At 44.9% G+C, this 22,352-nt stretch carries 15 protein-coding genes; 3 read left to right on the top strand and 12 right to left on the bottom strand.

The features are described from left to right. Positions 1-61: 61 nt before the first annotated feature. From LHL20_RS00975 to LHL20_RS00960, 4 genes are all read right to left on the bottom strand, one after another. Entirely contained in the window at positions 62-2,530 is a 2,469-nt protein-coding gene (locus LHL20_RS00975; protein ID WP_226431887.1) for an FtsX-like permease family protein, read from the bottom strand. Beyond that, entirely contained in the window at positions 2,527-3,243 is a 717-nt protein-coding gene (locus LHL20_RS00970) for an ABC transporter ATP-binding protein (protein WP_226432020.1), read from the bottom strand. Before LHL20_RS00970 ends, LHL20_RS00975 begins: the two co-directional genes overlap by 4 nt. A gap of 3 nt (positions 3,244-3,246) precedes the next feature. Beyond that, the gene (locus LHL20_RS00965; RefSeq protein ID WP_226431886.1) at positions 3,247-4,494 is read right to left on the bottom strand and encodes an efflux RND transporter periplasmic adaptor subunit; all 1,248 of its coding nucleotides are present in this window, start codon (positions 4,492-4,494) and stop codon (positions 3,247-3,249) included. A gap of 586 nt (positions 4,495-5,080) precedes the next feature. Continuing rightward, complete coding sequence (locus LHL20_RS00960; protein ID WP_226431885.1) at positions 5,081-7,987, bottom strand: EAL domain-containing protein; 2,907 nt, start codon at positions 7,985-7,987, stop codon at positions 5,081-5,083. A gap of 443 nt (positions 7,988-8,430) precedes the next feature. On the opposite strand from LHL20_RS00960, the gene LHL20_RS00955 reads away from it, so the two are divergent. Beyond that, complete coding sequence (locus LHL20_RS00955; protein WP_226431884.1) at positions 8,431-9,135, top strand: substrate-binding periplasmic protein; 705 nt, start codon at positions 8,431-8,433, stop codon at positions 9,133-9,135. A gap of 202 nt (positions 9,136-9,337) precedes the next feature. Further along, entirely contained in the window at positions 9,338-10,270 is a 933-nt protein-coding gene (speB, locus tag LHL20_RS00950; RefSeq protein ID WP_226431883.1) for an agmatinase, read from the top strand. Positions 10,271-10,649: 379 nt separating this feature from the next. Here speB and LHL20_RS00945 read toward each other — a convergent pair whose 3' ends face one another. From LHL20_RS00945 to LHL20_RS00915, 7 genes are all read right to left on the bottom strand, one after another. Continuing rightward, positions 10,650-11,168: a CBS domain-containing protein gene (locus LHL20_RS00945; RefSeq protein ID WP_012520011.1), complete on the bottom strand. Its 519-nt coding sequence runs from the start codon at positions 11,166-11,168 to the stop codon at positions 10,650-10,652. Positions 11,169-11,186: 18 nt separating this feature from the next. Further along, the gene (locus LHL20_RS00940) at positions 11,187-11,471 is read right to left on the bottom strand and encodes a hypothetical protein (protein ID WP_226431882.1); all 285 of its coding nucleotides are present in this window, start codon (positions 11,469-11,471) and stop codon (positions 11,187-11,189) included. An 86-nt stretch (positions 11,472-11,557) separates the two neighbouring features. Continuing rightward, a complete protein-coding gene (locus LHL20_RS00935; protein WP_012520013.1) occupies positions 11,558-12,352 on the bottom strand; it encodes a peptidylprolyl isomerase in 795 nt (264 codons plus the stop codon). A gap of 55 nt (positions 12,353-12,407) precedes the next feature. Beyond that, positions 12,408-13,091 carry a respiratory nitrate reductase subunit gamma gene (gene narI / locus LHL20_RS00930; protein WP_012520014.1) on the bottom strand — a complete coding sequence of 228 codons (684 nt, stop codon included), beginning with the start codon at positions 13,089-13,091 and terminating at the stop codon, positions 12,408-12,410. Positions 13,092-13,093: 2 nt separating this feature from the next. Next, positions 13,094-13,834: a nitrate reductase molybdenum cofactor assembly chaperone gene (narJ, locus tag LHL20_RS00925; protein WP_020746778.1), complete on the bottom strand. Its 741-nt coding sequence runs from the start codon at positions 13,832-13,834 to the stop codon at positions 13,094-13,096. Further along, entirely contained in the window at positions 13,834-15,366 is a 1,533-nt protein-coding gene (narH, locus tag LHL20_RS00920) for a nitrate reductase subunit beta (protein ID WP_012520016.1), read from the bottom strand. Before narH ends, narJ begins: the two co-directional genes overlap by 1 nt. A 2-nt stretch (positions 15,367-15,368) precedes the next feature. Continuing rightward, positions 15,369-19,145: a nitrate reductase subunit alpha gene (locus tag LHL20_RS00915; protein WP_226431881.1), complete on the bottom strand. Its 3,777-nt coding sequence runs from the start codon at positions 19,143-19,145 to the stop codon at positions 15,369-15,371. A 356-nt stretch (positions 19,146-19,501) separates the two neighbouring features. On the opposite strand from LHL20_RS00915, the gene LHL20_RS00910 reads away from it, so the two are divergent. After that, positions 19,502-21,268, top strand: a complete 1,767-nt coding sequence (locus LHL20_RS00910; RefSeq protein ID WP_226431880.1) for an ATP-binding protein — start codon at positions 19,502-19,504, stop codon at positions 21,266-21,268. A 24-nt stretch (positions 21,269-21,292) separates the two neighbouring features. On the opposite strand, the gene modC is transcribed toward LHL20_RS00910, so the two are convergent. Then, entirely contained in the window at positions 21,293-22,351 is a 1,059-nt protein-coding gene (gene modC / locus LHL20_RS00905; protein WP_226431879.1) for a molybdenum ABC transporter ATP-binding protein, read from the bottom strand. Position 22,352 lies beyond the last annotated feature (1 nt).

The following is a 22,352-nucleotide window of genomic DNA, read 5'->3' as shown; positions in this document are numbered from 1 at the left end:
TAAGTGAAAGCCCCAGTCTTTGGGGACAGGGGCTTTTTGTAGTTTATGCGCTCACTACTATCTATAGCTCTCGCAAGGTCCGCATTGGATCTTTGCGTATAATTCGCCATCCGGGAATAGCAACTGATACCAGCATGGCGAATGTAAGAAGCACATTGATACCTATTGTCGCACTCCAATCCAGAGACGGTGCATTTTCAAATAAGCCTAACATATATTGATAAGCTAACACCCCAGCAATTGCGCCAAGACTTAAACCAATGATTAACATCCATAGTGACTCTTTCATCAGCAACTGTAATAAGCGCGCTTGTTTTGCACCTGTAGCCATTCTGACTGCCAGTTCATAACTGCGTTGACCTGCAGTCATTTGGCTCAGGCCAGACACACCGATGACCGCCAGTACCAGTGTTAACAAGGCCAAACCTGCCACAACTAACATGTTAAGGCGCGTTGCTTGCGTTACTGACTCCCAACGTTCGCTCATTGAATCGACACGTAACTCGCCTAATCGTGGGTCAAGACCGTTGACAAGGTTTGCTACGCTTTCAAGATTTAACGATTCTCCATCGGGCATGATAATCACTGCCGATAACGTATTGAAGTTCATTCTTGTCGGACTACTAAAGTACACCTCTGGCGCATCGACATTGAGTGTGCCTGACGGCATTGGGTCGATATCATGTACGATGCCAACTACCTTAAAAATGTCATCGGCAGTGTCACCCATTTTTATTTCTTTACCTACCATAGACATCCAGTTGGCTTCACCTGCACGTTCAATAGCAAATGATTGAGAAATAAGAATATTAGGCAGGCCAACATCATCAAGGTTTAAATCTCGCCCTGCAATTACTGGGATTTCAAATGCATCAAATACACCTGGGGCCCACATCATAGGACGGATCATGACCGAGTCGCCAGAATCTGGATCAGGATAGGCACTCATTGACACATTACCCGTCAGCGGAAGTGCATTAATGTCAAACACCTCACCGTCTAAAGCAGATAGACGCTCAGTAAACGCTTGGCGCAGTTGCTGCCATTCACTGCCCTGGTAGTTATCAAACTCTTCAAGTGATGTACGCCATGTATCATCCGCTACAGACATACTAACTTCATACGCATTGGGCATGCTGTAACCTAAGTTTCTGTATGCATTGTTGTAGCTATCTTTAACTGACACACTTGCAGCAGTGAGTAATACACACGCCAATGACAGCTGCACGACCATCAGTGCCTTGCTTATGGTTTGATTCTGCTGAGCTGGCGTTCCTTTACCACTTGAATTGAGACTATCCGTTAAGGTCATCTTATCGACATACAACAATGCGATAGTGGCAAACGCTACGTTAATAAAAACGATAAAAATAAGGGCGAGAATTACGCTACTGACATCCACTGAAATTTGGTCCAGCAATGGTAAATTGTCGCCCGCAAGAACGGGGAGCACTTCAATTAACCAGCCTGCCGCGAGTAAGCCAAGTAATGTGGCCATCAAAAACATGGGTAGATTCTCAACAAAGATAAGTCGACGAAGCTTGCCTACTGAAGACCCCATGCACATTTGAATTGCAAATTCTTTACTGCGACTTTGATAGTGGGCAATAAACATATTGAGTAAGTTAAGGCATGCCATAATAAGCAGACTCACCATGGCGATAATTAAGACAAACACGAGTTGCTCACTGTCACCGATAAAAGCATCTCGGTAACTTGACACTTCACCCACGGTTCTCTTACTTAGCAAAAACTCTCGGGCGCGGTCGATGGTAATTTCGTTGTTGGCATAATCGACAAACCAGTTTTCTAAGTCACTGGGCTGCGGCAGGTCACCTTTAAGCCCGCGAACAACGGTGATGGGACCAATATTCAACGTAATGGTATCTGGCTGAGCCAAACTCTGCTCTAGCTTTTGAAAGCGCCAAACCTGCTCGGCTGTATCGCCAGTTAAGCTTGCGGTATTTAAACTCGTGTAATTATCAAATACGCCGAATATGGGATAGTCGTTGCCTTCAAGACGCAGCGTCATATGGGTCATATCCGTCGCGCTACTGTACGCTGATTCCCACAAGCTTTTTGAAATCCACACGCCTTCCTCGGCATTTTCAATATTACTACCCTGACCATTGAGTAGGGCTAAACCAAGTACCTCTGGCGATCCTGTTGATGCATTAAAAGTAGTTACATTGATATCGCTGTTAGCCACATCAATAGTGGTGTTCCCTGGCGAAATATAGGCCCATTCAAGATCATTACCCCAGTAATTTTTAGCCGACGCCACGCGACGCAAATCGCTAAAAAACGGAACAATTAGCCCTTCGTTGAATTCTAATTGCAACTCCACCTGATGTAAGTCAGTTTCGTTGACATCCGGCAGGGGCTTAAACAGCAATGTATTCGCTACCGCCACTACGGTAAGTACCGCTGCAAGCGTTAATCCCAGTGTCGATATTAATGGTAAGCTCAAGCGAGGTAGCGTAAATATCCTTGCTATACCTTGCTTAAATGCATTGATATACAACCTCATGCGACCCCCTGCTCACGAACGAAGTTGACTTGTTTTTCACCTACGATCTTGCCATCGAGCAGTTGTACTTGTCTGTGCACCAAACCACTGTACCGACTATCGTGAGTCACCATTACTATGGTAGAACCTTGCTGATTCAGCTCCATGAGTAGCTTCATTACGGCATCACCATTTTTGGTATCTAGGTTACCTGTAGGCTCATCAACAAGGATCAAATCTGGTTTGCCAACTAACGCTCTGGCAATCGCTACACGTTGCTGTTGACCACCTGACAATTGGTTGGGCTTGTAGTTAATTCGGTGTTGCATACCCACCTTGTCAAGCGCTTCAACCACTGCATCCTTAATGGCTTCGGGCTTTTCTCCTCTATGCTCCAAAGGAAGCGCCACATTCTCAAACACCGTCATGCTGTCGATAAGATTAAACGATTGAAATACATAGCCAATATGCTGATTTCTAACCTGCGTTCTCTGATCTACGCTTAGCCCTTTGGTGTCAATATCACTAATTTGGTAGGTGCCTTCTGTTGCGCTATCTAATAACCCCATAATAGTAAGTAATGTAGATTTCCCGCAGCCCGATGGTCCGGTAATAGCAACAAATTCTCCACTATAGATATCAAGAGAAATTCCTTGTAATGCATGTGTCTCAATTTCTGAACCAATGTACTTTTTATGAATACTATCCATACTGACGACGATATTATTTCCCATCATTTATCCCTCTTGTCTAATTGTCATTTTGTTATGTGCAGTCCAAGCGTCCTGCATTTGTGATACGAAGCGATCATTCACGTCTACACCAGACTGAATAATGAGCTTACCTTTGGTTAAATCACCTAATTGAATGCGTTTTTTAGTCGCCTGACTCTCACCCTCTTTCATCACAAATCGCTCTAGCTGCGATAGAGGGCGCAGTCCGGCCAGTTGCGGCACATACAGTGCGTTATGTTGAGTTTTCATAAATACTTGCCCAGTTACGGGGGCTAGCGGTCTAGCATCGGCGGGTAAGTCACTGGTAAGGCGGACCTCGGCGATAACAACCCCGTTATTAACGACAGACTCAATCAAATTAATTTCGCCAGTGATGACGCCTTTTCTGGTCGTCAGTTCAACGGGCGCACCTACGGTGATTTGGTCAGCTTGATGTTGAGGTATACGAAGGCGTGCCAGCAGTTTATCTACTGAGCCTACACGCCCTAATACCGACCCTTGCGGTAAGGTTTCACCAATCTCGACATCAAGGCTTTGTAATGTGCCGTGTATACCTGCTTTTACTTGCATATCGTCGAGCTGATGCTGAAGTAAAGCCACTTGCTGGTGAAGTTGTTCCAACTCTATTTGACGTTGCTTTAATTGAAAGGCCTGTACTTTGAGAAAGTGCTGATATTTTTCACGTTCGAACGCGAGTTTCTTAGCTTCTTGTTTTACAACAAGCTCTGCGCGCTGTATTTCAAGCTTTGCTGACACGCCACGTTCTGAAAGCTGCTTATTAACGTCTAGTTCAAGTCTGGCGCGCTCTAGCGCAGCTTCAATATCGGCAATACGGCTTTGATAGTCTAAGCGCTCATTTTGCTGTTCTAAATCAAAAGATTCCAACTGCACTTTTTGTGCATTGTAGTCTCCAAGTGCCGACTGATGTGCACGGTCTAACTCTGGGTTTGCCAGCGACAATATTACGGTATCGGGCTCGACTTGCGTCCCTGGCCGCAAGTAGATTTCGGCTACTTTTCCAGATGCCTGAGAAGTGAGTAAACGCTCTTGTTCGGAAAACAGCTCTCCAAAGGCCTGACTATACAAATCAACGTTGCCTTGCTTTACCTGTAGTACATCAATCTCATTTGCTGACACCACAAGTGTTTCTTCCTGAGTAAAAACAAAGGCCAGACTAAGAAAAGTAACCACTACAAGACCAAGTGCATACCACCGGCGATTAGACTTTTTTTGCGAGATTTCAATTTTCATGGTGCTCTACCATTTTCTATTTTTAATAAACGTAAGAAAAAGGCGTGCCAATCATAAAAAGCTCTAAATTACACGCGCTTACGAAATTTCAGTTTAGGTCTTTTTAATTCACCAGTTCGAAATCGAACAAAGTTGTTCGTTTTTAACGTGTAAAGTCAGCGATGGCCAGAGAGGGGACAAACGCGGTGAGGACGATGAGTATGAATCTTTGTACGCTGGGTACATTTTCTGTTCTCAATGCCAGTAACATTTGTATTGCTTAGAGAGTAGCGTTGTATTTGTGCGTTCAACAGTGTCCTCTGTTACCCGCAAGTTCGCTTCTTTCAATGCGATTGAGTACTAAGAAAGATCCACTGAATTCCGTCTTTCTTGGTGTTTTTTGTGAGCTACTAGCGCTAAAAACAGAGTGTTTGATAACGAGTTCCTACTATCAGGCATTGTGTTTGTTAGTTGTTTTGCAATCTCAATTTAGCTCTTACTGGCGCAATTCTCGTGTATTGCGTTTTTCCCGATAGTAGTGCTACAGCTGCTATCGGGCTTTTTTATAGCTTCCAATTTTAGCCGTGCAAGTGATGCATATCAGGCGCTAAACGAGGTGAAATACGTTCGCGTCTAATCGGCTGGGTTTGTGCACGTGGTAGCCTTGAAAATAGTCAATACCAATTTCAGAAAGCTTATTGAGCGTTGCTTCATCTTCTACAAACTCGGCTATGGTTTCTATGCCAATGGCCTTTGCAACTTCACTTATCGACTTCACCATCGCAAGGCTTATTTCGTCGTCGCAAATATTGTTTACAAACACACCATCAATTTTCAGATAGTCCACCTGCAAATCTTTAAGATAGGCGTAAGATGAAAAGCCTGTACCGAAGTCGTCGAGCGCAAACCGGCACCCTAACGCTCTAAATCGCTCAATGAATGCCTGAGTATTGTCGAGATGAATAATTGCCATGCCTTCTGTTATTTCAAAACATATTTTTTCAGCTGGAATGGCGTATCGTTCAAACGCGTCTATGAGATAATTGGCAAAAAACTTATCGCCAATACTGTGTGTACTTAAATTGATACTTGCACAATCTAGCTGTGCCAAATGCTCAGGGTTTTCACTTAGCCAAGAGAAATAGGCTTTAATTACCCAGCGATCGATATTGGGCATTAAATTGTAGCGCTCGGCAGCGGGAAGAAATTGTCCCGGTGAGCACAGATTCCCATTCGTGTTCATTAACCTAAGCAATATTTCGTAGTGATGTTGATGTGGACCTGGGGCTTTGCTTTGAATGTTCTGCGCTACCAAGAAAAACTGGTCTTTTTCCAGCGCTTCTTTAATGGTATTGACCCATTGCATTTCTAACTGACGAAATTGCATGTCCTGATCGCTTTCTACAAATACGTGAACGCGATTTCGTCCACGATCTTTTGCCATGTAACATGCAGTGTCAGCCATCACGAGGACTTGCTCTACCGAAAGGTGATAGGGCAATAGTTCTACCAAACCGATACTAACGCCTACGGTATAGCGCTTGCCTTCCCACAAAAATGAGAATTGCTCCACCGACTGGCGAATTTTCTCTGCGGCGCGCTGCCCTGTTCGCAGACTCGAATTACTCAGCAAAATACCAAATTCATCTCCCCCAAGCCTTGCAATAAATTGGTCATCACCAAGTTTTCGTACCTCTTCCTGTAGGCGCTTGCTTAACTTTTGCAGCAGAAGATCACCGGCAGTATGCCCACAAAGGTCGTTAACTATTTTAAACTGGTCTAAGTCAAGATAGAGCACGCACGCTTTGTCTTCGTTGTGCTTAACCCGATTTAGCAAATCTGAAGTTTTAATTTCAAATGCACGACGATTATAGAAACCGGTAAGGGGATCATGTTCAGCAAGGTGCTGTAGTTGCTGTTCAAAGGCCTTTCTCTCGCTAATATCAATGAGCGTACCTTCAATTTTATTGTCACCTTTTTCGCTCACCAAGCGCGCTGAAATTGTCACCCAAATATAGGCACCTTGTTTATTCGTCATTTTTGTCTCGTGATCGAGCACTTGACCTTTCGTTTTAATGGCTTCAATCAAGGCAATATAATCCTTAAACTCCATTACATAGCCATCTAACGTCAGCCAGTTGCCGTCATAACCTTCAACGCTGTCCAACCCAACGATATCTAAGAACGCTGGATTTGCCCCTAGCAAATCACCTCGCTCTGACAACGTAAAGATCCCCTCAAGAGCATTTTCATAAAGGGTTTCAAAACGCCTTAAATTATCAATAGACTCTTGCTGCGCTTTTTCTCGTTTTCGCTTCTCAGTATTGATGCGATCGGCCAGTGCCAAGGCGATAATGACAATGCCAACAAGCGCGCCAATATTCCCTCCGTATTCCGTAATAAATGTTGAAGGTAAGACGCCCATTTTGGTCAATGATTTAGCAATAATTCCCGCAAAATAAGCAGACCACGCCCAGCAGAAAAACTGCGCAATACGTGGGCTATACTTCAGCATTGCAATGCAAGTAATAAACACGCTAGACATTACAACAACGGTCATACCCGCGTTGAGTTGTGCTGCTAAATGGTAAGGTAAGAACAGCGTGACTATGGCTGACACGCAGGCGATTAGACCAATAGTTTTGGTAAAACCGTTGAGTAGGCTTGTCTTGGGGGGCTTTAGCAATTCCCGGGTAAAGAAAATAGTGGCTATAATCCCGACAGCGATAAAGGCCAGCGATGACACTTGATGCCACTGTGTGGCAAACGGCCAAAGCCACTTATAGGTATAGCCATCTAGCGAACCATGAACACCTGCCATACACGTTATATAGATACTGTATAGTAGATACGTTTTGTCTTTGACTATTACCGACAAACACAAGTAATAGGCGCTCATAATGAGCAATGCACCTAAGAAGTACCCATAAAGAAACGCCACGTCTTTTGAATGCTGTAAAAACGCTTCGCGCTGCCAAATGGAAATAGGCGTTTGTAATGTACCTTGCGTCGCTATCCGCAGATAGATATCTTTTGACTCGTAAGGCGCTAAGCCAAACGGCATGACAAATGTAGGATGATCAACAGGGCGCTCGGCAAACGGTTTGAGGTCACCTAATGCGTAATAATCACTGGGCGAATTTGTCTCTTTCTGCTCGGTGGAATAAGCATAGAACTCGATATCATCCAGTAATGCATAGTCAATGTGTAAGTACAAAGGCAGTGGCTTGTCGCTGCTATTTACCGCTCGTAAACTCAGCCATATTGTATTATCAGTAAAGCCAAAATTTGGGTTGCCATCAGGAATTTCAGACCATTGACCTGAACTTAGGGCCTTTACATCGTTAACAGAAAGTTTTCCCGCCTCATCTGCATAAAATAGGATGTCTCGGGTGGGATCAATAGATTCAATTGAAGGGGTTAAGACGATATGGTGATTATGGGCATGGCTTTGCTGTGAAAGCCCTAACGAACTTAGCACTAATAAAATAAACAAAACCAATCGATATAGCATCAGCTTCCTAAATGTGTACTGCAAAACGATGCGAGCAGTTACTACTGCTCTTTTTTACAAAAGCCTAAACAGGTTAGCGCGACCTTGCTTTTCACCGAGATTCTGTAACGATTTTACGCGCTTGCCACTCTACTCAGTATATTGATTGCACACGTGCATTTTGTAAACGTTTTACTGGTAATGCCACTTGTCTCACATTACCACGGTACACAATAAGCTGTATGCCTCTTTAGTCTGAAAAGCGTGGTACAGAAGGCTTTTGGTAGTAAAGAATGATGAAAAAAGCGAGATTCGTGATTTGCACTATAATTAAGGGAAATCGTTAGTTTGAATGTTAGAGCACAACAGACATTCACCTAGCACTCGAAGGAAATCGTAAAAGGAGTATTTGAAAGTAGCGTTAACTTTGACGTTTTCGACAGTTAAAGAAGTATGAGAGTGCAATGCCGAAAGTTATTTGGTTAGTAAAATTCATAATACTGGGAGCGCTCGCTATACATAGCCTTGCCAAAGCTACCTCTCAAGAAAACACACTACCGCAAACCATTACGTATTTTTATACAAACCAACCGCCCTTTGAATTTGTATCAAAAGATGGCGTTGCCAGTGGCATTGCCGTTGAAAAAGCGCAGCACTTATTTGCCAATACACCATACTCGCTAGCGTTTGCTTTTGATTCATTAAATAGGGGCATCGATAACCTGCATGCCGGACGTTACGACATTAGTACCGCGGTAAGTCCCACAAAGGCTTTACATAAAACATTTTATATCAGCAACAAGCCTCTGTATTTCATAAACTTAAGTGCTATACGCAAGCGCGATACAACGCCCGTCACGCAAATCGAACAAATTAGCACCGTGGCCTACGCCGCTTTATCTGAAAATACTTTTGCTTTTATTGAGCGCTACTTACAGGCCCAACACCCGCTTTCAAAACGCTATGACGTAAAGACATTTGCTCAAGGAATACGCCTAGTTGAATTAGATAAGCTGCCCTATTTTTTAACCTACTTAACCGACCAGCAAACAGATTACGGCGATACGTTAACCACTGATTTACTGATGCAGTTACCCGTACATATCATTGTGTCGAAGCACCACCCACACGCCAGTGAAATTATCGAGACGGTTAACACACACCTGTAGCAAGGTGAGCACACGTAATGACTTAAACTCGCTTTGTAGAAAATAATTTTCATAGACTTAATACAGCAACTAAGCTTTACTCTGCGATTTTTAAAGCACGGTAACGGTAATGACAATGTACACCTTTCGTTAAATCAAAAATGAATGTGAAACAATCTCTAGTGTTAGTTTTAAATGGTTATGTTTATTTTGAGGACTTTTAATGTCTATTTTAACCAGTAGCGTGTTCAATCAAGTTGATAACTCTATTTACTCAAATGCAATGACATTTTTGCGCGCGCCATTAACGCAAGATCCAACTAAGGGAGATGCCGATGTGGTGATTTTAGGATTGCCATTCGATATGGCAACTTCGGGTCGTTCAGGCGCTCGCATGGGGCCAGATGCCATTCGTCAAGCTTCAATCAACTTAGCATGGGAGGGCCAACGGTTCCCATGGGATTTTAAGTTGGCAGAACAGTGTCACATTTGTGATGCAGGTGATTTAGTGTTCTCTGCCGGAGATAGCGAAGAATTTTGCGCCCGCGTTGAAATGGCGGCTGACGAGATTTTAGCATCCGGCAAAACCTTGCTTTGTTTTGGCGGCGATCACTTTGTTACTTTGCCATTGCTGCGTTCACACGCGAAAAAATTTGGCAAAATGGCGCTAGTTCATTTCGATGCCCATACCGATACGTATAGCAATGGCAGTCGATTCGACCATGGCACTATGTTTTATCACGCCCCAAACGAAGGGTTAATTGACAAAGAAAAATCAATACAAATTGGTATTCGCACAAACTATACACAGGAGAATCACGGCTTCACGGTAATCAATGCCATGCAAGCCAATGATATGGCACCACACGATATTGTGGAGCAGATTAAACATACTATTGGTGACTTACCGGTTTACTTAACATTTGACATCGACTGCCTCGACCCCGCGTTTGCACCAGGTACTGGCACACCAGTGTGTGGTGGTTTATCGACAGACAAGGTACTTCGAATTCTTCAGGGGTTACGAGGCATTAACTTGGTGGGTATGGACGTGGTGGAAGTGGCACCCTCATACGATCAAAGTGATATCACTGCGTTAGCAGCGGCTACTATCGGCGTTGACTTACTGCATTTATGGGTTGCTAGAGAAAAGTAAAAAAACGGGGCATTTCACTGCCCCGTTTTTTATTTACTTTTTAACATTATTGACGTATAGATTGACAAAAAACTATCATACTAAAGAGAATATAAGTTATTGATTTTTTTAAATCCCAACTTATCCGATAAATAAAAAAGTATCATCCTATTCGAATAGATTGGTGTGGAGATCACTCAAATCTGATACAAAAAAGTTTCATACTATCAATTAAATATTGAAGCGCATTTTAGGACAAGCTAACGCAAAAGTTTGAAACCTAAATTTTTAGACGGACTATTTGACTAAGAAACTATATGATTTCATTGGTTCAGCGTAATCCTCTTTCAAAAACTGCTTATTAATAATAAGACCTTTCACAGAACAACTCTATGCTTTATTAATCTGCCGCGGGGCATTGCATAACCCAGTTAAGGATATCCATGGCAGTAACCACACCAATCAGCACTGATTCACGCGTAACAAATAACCGATGGATATCATGCGACTCGATGATGTTATACGCCTCTGAAATAGGCCTTTTCTCGTCAATTGAAAACACTTCTGGGGTCATTATAGAGTTGACCGTGCAATAATCAGATGCGCGTGACTTTATCCGATCAATTTCTGATTGCAGCACGGTACCCTGTGGCCCAATGTAGTGTTGAATGATTTTCTCAATCTCTTTTTCGTCTGGGCTGCTGCCTTCAAATTTCACAACATCAGTTTGTGTAACAACACCGACAAGGGTTTCATCAGATGCAATAACTGGAGCACCAGTTATTTTATGCTTCGCAAAAAACTCTGAGAGTTTTTTGATAGACCAGCCTTCATAAACTGTCAGTAAATCTGCACTGGCAATTGCTGCTACAGGGTATTTTTCTAGCAAATCCAGCACTGTTGTACTATCACTTACCATGTTTCCATTCCTTCTCAGTTAAAGGCAGCCACCACAACTACCGCATCGCCAGTCATTTTGATTTACCGCCTCATAAAACCACTCAACATGCTGTTCATCGAATGGGATGTCGTAACGCTCAAACAGCGGCACAAGCCAGTTTGCTTGCTCCTCAATCCATTCATGGATCTCCAGTCCTTCTATGTATTCTTCATCATCAGGGAATAGCCAACTGAAAATACCGCGTGTGTCCATATGGTTCTCGGCTTTTGCCGACGGCAATTCCAAAAGTTGTTGGTTAAAGCAGATTTCCCAATGGCCCAAACAGAGCGTGTGTCCTTGCGCCGTCCATCGCGCCGTGAAGGGATTCGCCATCTTTTACCCCACCACTTTATCGAGTTTAAACAACACTACTGCATTAACATAGAATCATCGAATTCAAACTTGAAACCTTGTATATCTGCTTCGCTAACGAGTCGATGCAAATACTGCGACAGTGCTTTACGGTGAACCTTATCATTAAGATATTGTTTTATCTTCTCTCTCACCATATCGAAGGAAAGCGGTTTGCCGTCTACTTTCCTGGCAACAAGAACTACATGGTAACCATAGCGAGTCTCTACCGGCTGAGGCATCAGCCCCTCACTGGCGGCAAAAACCTGGCGTTCAAACTCCCTTACTGTCTGACCATAGGAAAGCTGACCTAAGCTGCCGTCAACATCTTTGGAAGGGCATGAAGAAAACTGTTTCGCCAACTCTCCAAGAGTAGATTCTCCGCCTTGTAACTTATGAATTAAGTTAACCGCCAATGCATGAGACTCTGCCCTGTGTTCAAGATCCTTCGGGTCTGATGCAATCAGTATGTGACTTGCTTCAATTAGCGGAGCTGTTTTGAACGTACCCTTGTTTGCGCTGTAATAGCGCTCGCATTCCTCGGTAGTTGCCTCCGGTACGCAGACTTCAGAGGCTAACAGGCTATCAATCAATTGACTGTTTTGTTCAATTGCATCTGATTTAGGGTTGAGTGGGATCCCTTTTTCCATCGCTTTTTGCGTAACCAGCTCACCGATGATCAGTGTTTCTGCCGCTTTTACCATCGCTTGTCGGCGTGATTCGGCAGGATGATACTGAACCTCAGCGTCGATCATCGCCGCGCTAATGGTTTTCCCGTTTACCGTAATATCTGGTGTGTTTGTAAGTGACATAGTCAATCCTACTTAAAAAAGGAGGCTTCCTTGCCCCAATGAATGATTGTGGAAATTATGCTCTTGAACGAACAACCTGATAGCTTCTGCGAACATACTGCACAGGAACGCTCCAGATATGCACCAACCTGCTAAATGGGAATAGTACGAACAACGTAATACCCAAAGTAACGTGGAACTTGTAAACCGGATGAACGGTTGAAATAAACTCTACTGCTTCAACAGGTCTGAATGTCAGTAAGTACCGAGACCAGCTCATCAGGTTATACATCACAGCACCATCCATATGACCTGAAGAGATCACAATGGTAAACATACCCACGATTAACTGAAGATAGATAAGCAATAAAATGCCGGTGTCCATCTTGCTGCTGTTGGCGCGGATCCTGGGGTCAAACAGTCGGCGTTTTACCAACATGGTTAAACCAATGAAGCATAAGACACCAAAGAAGCCACCAACGCCCATGGCGATCACTTGCTTAGTTGCGAGTGAAATTCCAAGTGCGTGCCAAATCTCCCAAGGCAAGACAAGGCCGGCAAAATGCCCCAATAAGATCGCAATGATCCCGACATGGAACAAAATGTTGGCTATCCGAAAGTTTTTGCTGCTTAGCATCTGGCTTGAACCCGTTTTCCAACTGTATTGCTCTCGGTCATAGCGCAGAAGACTGCCGAGAAAGAAAATCCCGGTTGCGATATAAGGATAGATGCCAAAAAAGAACATATCTAAAAACGCCATAACTAGCTCCTTATTGCTTGCTCAGCCGCTTGGGCTGACGAAGTATCTATAAAACTGATGGGGACATCCTGGTCGCGACGTTGTGTCTCAGTAGGTCGATTGACCTGAGAGGGGCAACCGCCGTTTACTGCATCGCCACCAAAAGTAACAGCTTCTTCTTCCCAGACTTTGTCCAACGCCTTTTTGGTATCATCACGTTTTTCATCTTTGACTTGCTCACGTAATGCCTGCACATCAATAGCCGCCTCAGAAAGTGCAACTAGTGCTGAAAAGACAGCACTGTAGTTGCAGTCTCGTTTTTCTAGACGCACTTGGAGAAGAGCAAGGATCGGTGCAATGTCCTGCAACCAACCTTTGCCATTCTCGCTGCCTTGTGTGCTAACGAACTCAAGAAACAATGGGATATAATCAGGTAACTCTCTGACACCTATGTCCAGGCCTGCTGCTCGGTACTGTTCAAGCAAGTTGACCATTGCTTGGCCCCTGTCGCGCGATTCACCATGAATATGTTCATAAATGAGCAGCGAGAGTGAACGACCCCGTTCAAACAAACCATCATAGTCAGCCTGCCAATCAAGCAAGCTGTCTGAGAAGCGCTGATCGACAAATGCGAGCAGACTCGCTTTGTTGGTTTCATCAAGCGCGGCATCGTTTGCAATGATTTCTGCAACATCGATTCCGTGCTCATAAAGCGCTTCTGTCGGGTAATCAAGAAGTCTTGAAAGGACTTTTAAAATTTCCATTAATCTTGTACCTCCACAGGGATGACTTGACGAACGGTTTGTTTTTTACCACCAAATAAGTCTGTACTGCTGTCTCCGCCACTACAGCCGTTACCGAAGCTGAAGCCACAACCTGATTTCATGTCATAGGCATCAGCTGCATACGCTTTGTGGCTTGTCGGAATGACAAATCTGTCTTCGTAGTTGGCAAGTGCCATATAACGATACATTTCTTCAACTTGCGCAACACTGAGACCAGCTTGTTCCAGTGCTTCCAGATTTTCTTCACCGTCTACTTGTTGTGAACGTTTGAATTTACGCATTGCCATCATGCGTTTTAAAGCATGTTCAACTGGTGCTTCGTCACCTGCAGTTAACATATTGGCCAAGTACTTCATCGGAATACGCAGTGCTTTTAAGTCTGGGAAGACACCATCCATTGGCACACTACCGGCCTCAACTGCGCTCTGAATTGGGCTTAAAGGCGGCACATACCAAACCATTGGCAGAGTGCGGTATTCAGGGTGTAAAGGCAGAGCAACTTTCCAGTCCATTGCCATTTTGTAAACCGGAGACTCCTGAGCCGATTTTAACCAGGCGTCTGGAATACCTTCTTTGCGTGCTGCTTCCTGTACCGCCTCATCGAATGGGTCGAGGAAGATATCGCACTGCGCTTGGTAAAGATCCTTATCATTGGCAACACTGGCGGCTTCTTCGACGCGGTCAGCATCATAGAGCATAACGCCTAAGTAGCGAATACGACCAACACAGGTCTCAGAACAGACGGTGGGTTGGCCAGCCTCAATACGTGGATAGCAGAAAATACATTTCTCAGATTTGCCGGTTTTCCAGTTGTAATAGATTTTCTTGTACGGGCAACCACTGACACACATTCTCCAGCCGCGACACTTGTCCTGATCAATCAATACAATGCCGTCTTCTTCACGCTTGTAAATTGCCCCTGATGGGCAAGACGCCACACACGCAGGATTGATGCAATGCTCACACAAGCGAGGTAGATACATCATGAAAGTCTTTTCAAATTCGCCGTACATATCGGCCTGGATCTGATTGAAGTTGCTGTCAGCTCGACGCTTGGAAAACTCGGTACCGAGGATTTCTTCCCAATTAGGGCCCCAGTCAATTTTTTCCATCCGCTGACCCGTAATCAATGAACGAGGACGTGCGACAGGCTGGTGTTTACTTTCACCAGCTTTATGCAAATGCTGATAGTCGAAATCGAACGGCTCGTAGTAATCATCAATACCCGGCAGATCAGGGTTGGCGAAAATGTTGGCCAGAATGCGCAGCTTGCCACCCTGCTTAGGTGTCAATTTGCCATTGCTATGCCGAGTCCAACCACCGTTCCATTTTTCCTGATTCTCCCACTCCTTGGGATAGCCAATGCCCGGTTTGGTTTCGACATTATTGAACCATGCGTACTCGACACCTTCACGCGATGTCCATACATTCTTACAAGTTACAGAGCAGGTGTGGCAACCGATACATTTGTCAAGGTTGAGCACCATGCCTATTTGAGCTCTAACTCTCATGATTAGCCCTCCGCTCCAAAGTTGTTAAATTCATCTGCATTCTGTTCGACGCTGTCATCGTCCAACCAATCGACTTTCGCCATTTTTCTCACAATAACGAATTCGTCGCGGTTACATCCCACGGTGCCGTAGTAGTTAAATCCGTAGGCTTGCTGCGCATAACCACCGATCATGTGCGTAGGTTTCATCACCGCTCGCGTAACTGAGTTGTGGATACCACCACGAGTTTTGGTCATTTCTGAACCCGGCACATTCACGATACGTTCCTGAGCGTGATACATCATGCTCATACCTTCCGGTACGCGCTGCGAAACTACCGCTCTGGCCGCAATCGCACCGTTGACGTTGAAGACTTCGATCCAATCGTTGTCGACAATACCTGCGCGCTGCGCATCAGGTTCGGAGATCCATACAATCGGGCCGCCGCGAGACAATGTAAGCATCAACAAGTTGTCTGAATAGGTACTGTGGATCCCCCACTTCTGGTGTGGCGTTATCCAGTTCAGCGCTATCTCCGTGTTACCATTAGGTTGTTTGTTCATAATTGGCTTCACGGTTTTGAGATTGATCGGCGGCTTATACAGGCACATGGTTTCACCGAAATCTCGCATCCACTCGTGATCCTGATAGAACTGCTGACGACCTGTTACCGTGCGCCATGGAATGTACTCATGCACGTTGGTATAACCTGCGTTGTATGAGACATGTTCATCCTCTAAACCTGACCAAGTCGGTGAGCTGATGATTTTGCGCGGCTGTGCCTGCACATCTCTAAAGCGAATTTTTTCCTCTTCTTTAGGTTTGGCCAGATGAGTATGATCCAGACCGGTAAACTCGCTTAGGGCAGACCATGCTTTCACTGCAACCTGGCCGTTGGTTTCCGGCGCAAGTGAAAGAATCACTTCCGCCGCATCAATAGCTGTTTCAATTTTGGGGCGACCTTTATTCGCGCCTTCTTCAACATGGCGACGATTTAGCTGACCAAGGAATTCAACCTCTGCATCGGTGTTCCAATTAATGCCTTTGCCACCATTGCCAAGTTTTTCAAGCAACGGCCCAACTGATGTAAAACGCGCGTAGGTGTTTGGATAGTCGCGCTCAACCACAATCATATTCGGCGCAGTCTTGCCTGGGATAAGGTCACATTCACCTTTCCACCAGTGCTTCACACCAAAAGGTTGTGCGATTTCTGCGGGCGTATCGTGCAGAATCGGTAAGGTGACTAAGTCTTTCTCCACACCCAAGTGACCAACCGCCGTTTTTGAGAACTGCTTGGCGATGCCTTTGAAAATATCCCAGTCAGAACGAGACTCCCACACTGGATCTACCGCCGCACTCAATGGGTGAATGAATGGGTGCATATCAGAGGTATTGAGATCGTCTTTCTCGTACCAGGTTGCGGTTGGTAAAACGATGTCTGAGTACAAACAGGTGGTTGACATGCGGAAGTCCAAAGTGACCAACAAGTCAACTTTACCTTCTGCTGCTTCATCGACCCATTTGATGTCCTCTGGTTTTTTACCACCGTCTTCACCTAAATCTTTGCCCATCAAGCCGTGTTTTGTACCGAGTAAATGACGGAGCATGTATTCGTGGCCTTTACCTGAAGAACCAAGCAAATTAGAGCGCCAGATAAACATGTTACGCGGATAGTTTTGCGGATTCTCAGGCTCTAAGCAGGCAAAGTTCAGTTCACCGCTTTTGAGTTGTTCCACCGCATAGTCTTGTGGAGACTTACCAGCAGCTTCTGCATCTCTGCACAGCTGCAGTGGATTCATGCCGAGTTGCGGTGCGGATGGTAACCAGCCCATGCGTTCGGCTCGACTATTGAAATCGATAATCGAACCAGACCATTTGTCTTTGTTTGCCATCGGCGAAATGACCTCGGTCATCTCCAATTTCTCATAACGCCATTGGCTTGAATGGTTATAAAAGAAAGACGTTCCGTTCATATGACGAGGTGGACGTTGCCAGTCAAGTCCAAACGCCAATGGTTGCCAGCCAGTCTGTGGGCGTAGCTTCTCTTGACCCACATAGTGTGCCCAACCGCCACCACTTTGACCGATACAACCACACATCATCAGCATATTGATGAGACCACGGTAGTTCATGTCCATGTGATACCAATGGTTCATACCTGCACCAACGATAACCATAGAGCGACCTTTGGTCTTATCCGCGTTGGATGCGAATTCTCGCGCGACTTTAATCACATCTGCGCGGGGTACGCCGGTGATTTGTTCCTGCCAGGCCGGGGTGTAGGGAATGTCTTGATCGTAGCTGCTGGCAACATTCGGATCGTCATAACCATTGTCAACACCGTAGTTGGCAAGGGTTAAGTCAAACACAGTGGCAACATAGGCTTCAGACCCATCAGCAAGTTTGATTTTCTTCGCTGGCACTTTGCGCTGTAACACGTCGTCATGCTCGGTATTCTGGAAGTAGCCAAATTCATGCTCAGCACCACCAAAGTATGGGAATGCAACACTTACCAGCTCATCGTGGCTACCTTTCAGGCTTACACGCAAGTCGAGTTCATCCCCAGATTTACCATCAGTTTGGGTGATATTCCACTTACCTTTTTCACCCCAGCGATAACCAACTGATCCAGTGGGCGAAACCAATTCGCCATCCTTATCGTTAATGGAGATAGTTTTCCATTCTGGATTGTTGTCTTGACCAAGTTGACCATCTAAATCTGACGCTCTGAGGAAACGCCCCTGATGCAAACTACCGTCTTCAGCTTTGTCCAACATGACCAAGACGGGGAAGTCGGTGTAACGCTTCACGTAGTCGGCGAAGTAGGCTGATGGTTTCTCAACATGGAATTCTTTGAGAATAACGTGGCCAAATGCCATCGCTAGTGCCGCATCGGTTCCTTGTTTAGGTGCCAGCCATTGGTCGGTTAACTTCGCCACTTCGGAATAATCAGGCGTGATACCGATGACTTTCGTACCTTTGTATCGCACTTCGGTGAGGAAGTGCGCATCAGGTGTCCGTGTTTGCGGAACGTTTGAGCCCCAGCAAATAATGTAGTTTGAGTTGTACCAATCAGCCGACTCTGGTACATCGGTCTGTTCACCCCAAATCTGCGGGGAAGCAGGTGGCAAATCACAGTACCAGTCATAGAAACTTAGGCAATTGCCACCTATCAATGACAGATAGCGCGCGCCTGCGGCGTAGGAAACCATAGACATAGCTGGGATTGGTGAAAAGCCACTAATACGATCAGGGCCGTAAGTTTTTGCCGTATATACATTCGCAGCCGCGATTATCTCATTGGCCTCGTTCCACTTAGCGCGAACAAATCCCCCCAGGCCTCGTTGTTGTTTATATTCCTTGGCTTTTGCAGGATCCTCGACAATCGAGCGCCATGCCTCTACCGGATCTTTGTATTGGGCTTTAGCTGCTCGCCACAGTTTTACCAAGCGTTTACGGATTTTTGGATGCTTGAGACGATTGGCACTGTAAATATACCAAGAGTAACTTGCGCCCCTTGGGCAACCTCTGGGCTCATGGTTAGGAAGATCTGGTCGTGTACGTGGGTAATCAGTTTGCTGCGTTTCCCAGGTTACCAATCCATCTTTCACGTAGATTTTCCAGGAGCATGACCCGGTACAATTGACACCATGGGTTGAACGCACAACTTTGTCATGCTGCCAGCGACGGCGATATCCGTCTTCCCACCCTCTATTTTCATTCGTGGTAACCCCGTGACCGTTCGAAAACGGCTCCTCGTTACGTTTGAAGAACTGCAATCTGTCTAAAAAATGACTCACGCCAGACTCCTTTATTAATGGAATAGCAACGATACGATGCGCTGCAAACTCAAGCTCTATATGGATTAAAGTGTATTGTTATTCGCTCGGCAAGAGCCTGAAAATAGTGGTAAACAAGGGAGTTACCACCAAAGAGGTAGAGGCGTTTTTTAGCTTTCCCTTTGTATTAAAGGGGTCTAGACTGATGTCATTAAGAACTAATTACAAATTAAGCGTAGACTAATCTTTGTAGGTATCACTTGTGAGTCGACGTAATCTCTATATAAACCATGCAACCAATTAAAAATTTCATACATTCGACCGTTTTTAAAATCGCCGCATTAATGTTTTCGGTGAGCTTTTTGGCGATCGTTAGTATGTTTACCACCGTGTTTATGAGTGACGGTGCACAGTTCGATGCTCAAGCGGTGAATGTGGCGGGTTCGTTGAGAATGCAAACGTATCGAATTCATAGCGTCATGCAGGATAGCCCAGGTGATATTGAGACCATCAATCAATTAGTTGACGAATTTGACCTCACCCTCAATACCGGTGTGCTGGTTAATCAGCAGGCGCTTTGGGATAATGGCGATATCGCAAAGCATCATGCGATTGTTGCTAACAACTGGAATGAACAAGTTAAGCCATTAATCCAAACCAATTTGGCATCTCCCAGTAATTCCAACACGTCCAGTCTGGAGGTTTTTAACAAACTGGTCGAGGACATCGAACTGCTTGTTGTTGCTTATCAGAAATATGCTGAAATAAATATTGCTAATATACGATTAGTACAGAGTTTGGCGTTGTTTAGTACCTTGATACTGATCGCTATAGCGATGATGATTGTTCATCGACATATAGAGCAACCTCTTTCGAAATTGACCTCAGTAGCCCGTCAAATAGGACAAGGAGATTTCACCGCTAGGGCCGAAGAAACAGGTAAAGGCGAGCTGGCTTTACTGGCTAGAACAATCAATAAAATGAGCGGTAGCTTGTATCGCTCAAAATCTCAACTTGAAGAACAAATTAAGCGTAAGACAAGAAAATTGACACGCTCAAATCAATCTCTTGAATTACTGTTTCAAGTATCGCGCAGACTCAATGAAGTTGAACCGGGCTCCGCTGATTTTCAGCCATTGCTTAACAAGCTGGCTGACGTAACTGGCGTAAAAGACTTAGACCTGTGCATTATGACAGCGCAAGGCACGGGCCCTTACGAACATTTGATGAGTTCAGAGAAAACCATTCCAGACAAGTGTCAGCAGCAACTCTGTCACGATTGTACTGAGCATGATTCGCTCTTCCCCCCTGTTAATGGCCAAATGAAGTATCAGTTGAATATCGGCGATCAACACTACGGAGTTTTGGTAGTGAGTTTGGATGAAGGGAGTATTCTGGAAGACTGGCAGCATCAGCTATTTGAAGCCATCGCTGAACAGGTTGCCAATGGACTGAGCATGAAACATCAAAACGAGCAGCGCAGGCGCATTGCTTTGATGAATGAACGCACGGTGATAGCCAGAGAACTGCACGATTCACTAGCGCAGGCATTGTCCTATTTGAAAATTCAGGTAACGCGATTACAACGACTGCAGCAGAAAGAGAGTGCTCAGGAGCAAATAGACCAAGTTATTGATGAATTAAAGAACGGCCTCGGTGCGGCTTACAGTGAACTGCGAGAATTGCTAACTACTTTCAGATTAAAACTTGATGGACAGGGCATCAAAGCTGCTTTAGAGCAAACGATTTCGCAATTGCAAAACCGCTCAGACGATTTCAGTTTCACGCTTAATTATCACGTCAGTAATGTACCCTTCACGCCTCAAGAAGAAATACATCTATTACAAATCGCCAGAGAAGCTACCCAAAACGCCTTCTATCATTCTCAAGGGTCTAACATTGAAATTGGCATAACCAGCAATTCTCTTTCCGAAGTAATATTGACGGTCAAAGATAACGGCATTGGCATACCCGAAGATCCTAATAAACTTAATCATTACGGCCTTGCCATTATGAAGGAACGCAGCCGAAATTTGGACGGTGAATTGTCAGTTAAACGCAATGATGAGCGAGGCACCACTGTCATGTTTAGCTTTATTCCAGAGTATGCGCGAACGCTTGAAGTAAAGAGTAAAAGCGCTTAATTTCACGCGCTTTTGCCCACTTAATCAACTGTGAATTGCTACTGACTTTACCTGCAACAACACTTGACTACCAACGCCTAAAGCCAAGTTTGCTAATGCGCGTTTGGTTACCATAACCATAAAAGCATGCTCACCAGCAGCAGCCTTAACAATTGCTTGACTTGGATGCTCACCCTCATTAATTGCCACAATCTCAGCTTTGAGCACATTCTGAAAACTGGCGTCACCTGCAGAATTGGCCAAGCCTATATCTTTACTTAGAATCTGAACTCTTACTTCATCACCAATAGAAAGCTTGGCATCGGGGAGCCATAGCTTTTGGTCATAAATGGATAAACAGACTAAGTGCCAATGTTTGTCTATTTCAGTAACTTGCCCGGTCAGAACGGTTGATATTTCCCCGTTTAATTTTAGTGGTAAGCTTTCATTTGAAAGCGACGCCGCCAGTGAATCACTGGATACCACCCTGCCTTCATGCATAACAACAACATGGTCTGCAAGCATTGCCACTTCTGGCGCAGCGTGAGTAACGTATAACATTGGTATGCTCAGTTGCCGCTTAACTCGCTTTAGGTAGGGTAATATCTCGCGTTTTCGGTCATCGTCAAGTGATGCCAGAGGCTCATCAAACAACAAGATTTTGGGGTTCAACGCCAATGCGCGAGCTATGCCAACACGCTGTGCTTCCCCACCTGATAACGCTTGAGGTTTCTGATCCAATAAGTGTTCAATACCCAAGACTGCGATTGCTTCATCCAGGCTCTTCTTGCTCGCCTCAATGGTGCGTTTTATACCATAGTCGAGATTGTCTTTCACACTGAGATGACTGAACAGACTTGGCTCTTGAAAGACATATCCTATGGCTCTCTTATGCGGCTTAAGCTTAGATTTCGGGCTATCCCAAACTTCATTACCGATAGAAAAGTGTCCAGCTGCCTCTTTTTCTAAGCCAGCGACACAGCGCAGTAACGTTGTCTTACCACAACCTGAATGCCCATAAAGCACGCTAATCCCTGTTTCGGGGAGTTCAAGCTCAACATTCAGATTAAAACGCCCTTTAGAAAGCTTATAGCCCAGCTCCACA

Origin of the sequence: Alteromonas sp. McT4-15, assembly GCF_020515205.1 — a bacterium.
Taxonomy (GTDB): Bacteria; Pseudomonadota; Gammaproteobacteria; order Enterobacterales; family Alteromonadaceae; genus Alteromonas.
This window is presented reverse-complemented; position numbering and strand designations above follow the sequence as displayed.

Coding starts and splice junctions, on each gene's coding strand:
- LHL20_RS00910 (WP_226431880.1), top strand. CDS start 19,502: ATGTTTACCACCGTGTTTATGAGTGACGGTGCACAGTTCGATGCTCAA.
- LHL20_RS00975 (WP_226431887.1), bottom strand. CDS start 2,530: ATGAGGTTGTATATCAATGCATTTAAGCAAGGTATAGCAAGGATATTT.
- LHL20_RS00955 (WP_226431884.1), top strand. CDS start 8,431: ATGCCGAAAGTTATTTGGTTAGTAAAATTCATAATACTGGGAGCGCTC.
- LHL20_RS00965 (WP_226431886.1), bottom strand. CDS start 4,494: ATGAAAATTGAAATCTCGCAAAAAAAGTCTAATCGCCGGTGGTATGCA.
- narI (WP_012520014.1), bottom strand. CDS start 13,091: ATGGCGTTTTTAGATATGTTCTTTTTTGGCATCTATCCTTATATCGCA.
- narJ (WP_020746778.1), bottom strand. CDS start 13,834: ATGGAAATTTTAAAAGTCCTTTCAAGACTTCTTGATTACCCGACAGAA.
- narH (WP_012520016.1), bottom strand. CDS start 15,366: ATGAGAGTTAGAGCTCAAATAGGCATGGTGCTCAACCTTGACAAATGT.
- LHL20_RS00945 (WP_012520011.1), bottom strand. CDS start 11,168: ATGGTAAGTGATAGTACAACAGTGCTGGATTTGCTAGAAAAATACCCT.
- speB (WP_226431883.1), top strand. CDS start 9,338: ATGTCTATTTTAACCAGTAGCGTGTTCAATCAAGTTGATAACTCTATT.
- LHL20_RS00960 (WP_226431885.1), bottom strand. CDS start 7,987: ATGCTATATCGATTGGTTTTGTTTATTTTATTAGTGCTAAGTTCGTTA.
- LHL20_RS00970 (WP_226432020.1), bottom strand. CDS start 3,243: ATGGGAAATAATATCGTCGTCAGTATGGATAGTATTCATAAAAAGTAC.
- LHL20_RS00935 (WP_012520013.1), bottom strand. CDS start 12,352: ATGTCACTTACAAACACACCAGATATTACGGTAAACGGGAAAACCATT.